3 protein-coding genes and 1 pseudogene are annotated in these 2,759 nt (G+C 63.4%); 3 read left to right on the plus strand and 1 reads right to left on the minus strand.

Features of this window, described 5'->3' with window-relative positions; translation table 11 throughout:
- The 3 genes from ABZF37_RS14015 to ABZF37_RS14025 form a co-directional block, all read left to right on the plus strand.
- Positions 1-1,583: phosphoketolase (locus ABZF37_RS14015; RefSeq protein WP_372720981.1), on the plus strand; the 1,583-nt coding region annotated here is incomplete at its 5' end.
- A gap of 160 nt (positions 1,584-1,743) precedes the next feature.
- Positions 1,744-2,013, plus strand: a complete 270-nt coding sequence (locus ABZF37_RS14020; RefSeq protein ID WP_372720983.1) for a plasmid stabilization protein — start codon at positions 1,744-1,746, stop codon at positions 2,011-2,013.
- Between the two features lie 2 nt (positions 2,014-2,015).
- Positions 2,016-2,435 (plus strand): type II toxin-antitoxin system VapC family toxin, encoded by a 420-nt coding sequence (locus tag ABZF37_RS14025; RefSeq protein WP_372720985.1) that lies wholly within the window; start codon positions 2,016-2,018, stop codon positions 2,433-2,435.
- Positions 2,436-2,605: 170 nt separating this feature from the next.
- On the opposite strand, the pseudogene ABZF37_RS14030 reads toward ABZF37_RS14025, so the two are convergent.
- A pseudogene (locus ABZF37_RS14030) lies at positions 2,606-2,759 on the minus strand (GMP synthase); the annotation flags it as partial.

Genomic DNA, 2,759 nt, shown 5'->3' on the forward strand with positions numbered 1-2,759 from the left:
CCGAACGCCCATGTTGGCCGATGATCGTCCTGCGGACCCCGAAGGGTTGGACCGGCCCCAAGGAAGTGGACGGCAAAAAGACCGAGGGCAGCTGGCGCTCTCACCAGGTACCGTTCGGTGACCTGAAGAACCCGGAGCACCTGCGGCTGCTCGAACAATGGCTGCGCAGCTACCGGCCGCAGGAGTTGTTCGACCCGCTCGGCGCGCCCATCCGCGAACTGGTGGCGCTGGCGCCCACCGGCGTGCGGCGCATGGGTGCCAATCCGCATGCCAACGGTGGCCTGCTGCTGCGGGACCTGCACCTGCCCGACTTTCGCGATTACGCCGTGGAGGTGCCGCAGCCGGGACAGGCACTGGCCGAACCGACCCGCGTTATGGGTTACTTCCTGCGCGACGTGATGAAACTGAGCCTGAAGGCGCGCAACTTTCGCGTTGTCGGGCCGGACGAGACCGCCTCGAACCGCCTCGGAGCGTTGTTCGAGGTCACTGACCGGGCGTGGATGGCGCAGCACAACGAGCAGGATGATCACCTCGCTGCCGACGGACGGGTGATGGAAATTCTGTCCGAGCACACATGCCAGGGCTGGCTGGAGGGCTATTTACTCACCGGCCGCCACGGTTTTTTCTCCTGCTACGAGGCGTTTATCCACATCGTGGACTCGATGTTCAACCAGCACGCCAAATGGCTCAAGGTGAGCCGCGATATTCCGTGGCGTCGGCCGATCGCCTCGCTCAACTACCTGCTTACCTCGCACGTCTGGCGCCAGGACCACAACGGCTTCTCGCACCAGGACCCGGGTTTCATCGACCACGTGGTGAACAAGAAGGCCGACGTCATCCGCGTCTACCTGCCGCCGGACGCCAACACGCTGCTGTGCGTCACCGACTGGTGCCTGCGCTCGCGCAATCTGGTCAACGTCATCGTCGCCGGCAAGAACGACCAACCCCAGTGGCTGACCATGGAAGCCGCCATCAAGCACTGCGCGGCTGGCATTGGTATTTTTGAATGGGCAAGCAGCGACGCCGACGGCGAGCCGGACGTGGTCATGGCCTGCGCTGGCGACGTGCCAACGCTCGAAGTCCTGGCGGCGGTCGATGTGCTGCGCCGCGAGCTTCCGGATCTGAAAGTACGCGTGGTGAACGTGGTTGACCTGATGACCTTGCAGCCGCGCGAGGAGCATCCGCATGGGCTCTCGGACCGGGACTTCGACGGCCTGTTCACCACCGACAAGCCGATTATCTTTGCCTACCACGGCTATCCGTGGCTGATCCACCGCCTGACCTACCGGCGCACCAACCACGACAACCTGCATGTGCGCGGCTACAAGGAGGAGGGCACCACCACCACGCCCTTCGACATGGCGGTGTTGAACGACCTGGACCGTTTTCACCTGGTTTGCGACGTGATCGACCGGGTGCCAAAGCTCGGTTCCCGGGCCGCCTACCTGAAGCAGCAGATGCGCGACAAACTGATCGAGCACCGCCAGTACATCGAGCGCCACGGCCAGGATATGCCGGAAATTCTCGGGTGGAAGTGGCCGGCTTCGCAGAAATCCGGGCAAGAGTCACCAGGCAGCGATTGAGTTGGTCACTAAACCGCGATATGCGCTGGGCTTCGAGATCACAGCGCCACGTCTGTCATTGGCCACCGCTCGCGCGGCGCGGCCGGACTGGCTATAACCAGGGTTGCATGCATTGCAATCAATGATTACGATGCAGTCAAATTCGATAGGAGCAACCACCATGTCCAGCATCACCATCCGCAACCTTGGCGACACCGTCAAACACAACCTGCGGGTACGCGCCGCATTGCATGGCCGGTCAATGGAAGACGAAGCCCGCACCATTCTGCGTAACGCCGTCGAGCAGGACGCGCCGTCCGGCGCGGCGCTGGTGCAGCGTATTCGCGCCCGCTTTGCGGCGCTGGGCGATGTCGATCTGCTCCAGCCGCCACGCAAAGCCATGCGGGAACCGCCCGAGCTCCCCACGGGACATGCCCCTGACTCGGCCTGAGCATGATTGTTCTGGATACCAACGTACTGTCGGAGTTACTGCGGATTGCCGCCGACCCGGCGGTACTGCGGTGGGTGGCCGCCCAGGCGCCGGGGCATCTGTACACCACCGCCCTGACCCGGGCGGAAATGCTCTACGGTGCGCGCCTGCTGCCGCCCGGGAAACGCCAGCAGCAACTGCAAGCCAGCGTGGTCGCCATGTTTGACGAAGACTTCGCAAACCGGGTGCTGCCCTTCGACGCTGTGGCGGCCGATGCTTATGCACGCATCGCCGCCGACAGAAGACAGGCGGGCCGGCCTATGTCCCAGTTCGACGCGCAGATCGCCGCCATCGTCCTGGCTAACAGGGGTGAACTGGCCACGCGCAACGTGGATGATTTCGAGGGTTGCGGCGTGAGCGTCGTCAATCCTTGGCAGACATAGTGGCCGCGCCTCGGCTATATACGATATCCGTCGGGCAGCGGAGCATTCCGGTCCCCGGTGGTCCTCCTGGTCGCCGTCGTGTGAGGCATGATCCGCGTCCTTGATATACTGTATCTAAATACAGTCTATCGCTCAACTGCGGGATCTTTAAGTCTCAACTGTGATACCGGTCACTCCCACTCGATCGTCGCCGGCGGCTTGCCGGAGATGTCGTAGGCCACCCGTGACACGCCGGGCACTTCGTTGACGATGCGCCGGGCGACGGTTTCGAGCAGTTCCCACGGCAGGCGGGCGGCGTGGGCGGTCATGAAATCGGTGGTCTCG

This window comes from Immundisolibacter sp. (genome assembly GCF_041601295.1).
Classification (GTDB): Bacteria; Pseudomonadota; Gammaproteobacteria; order Immundisolibacterales; family Immundisolibacteraceae; genus Immundisolibacter.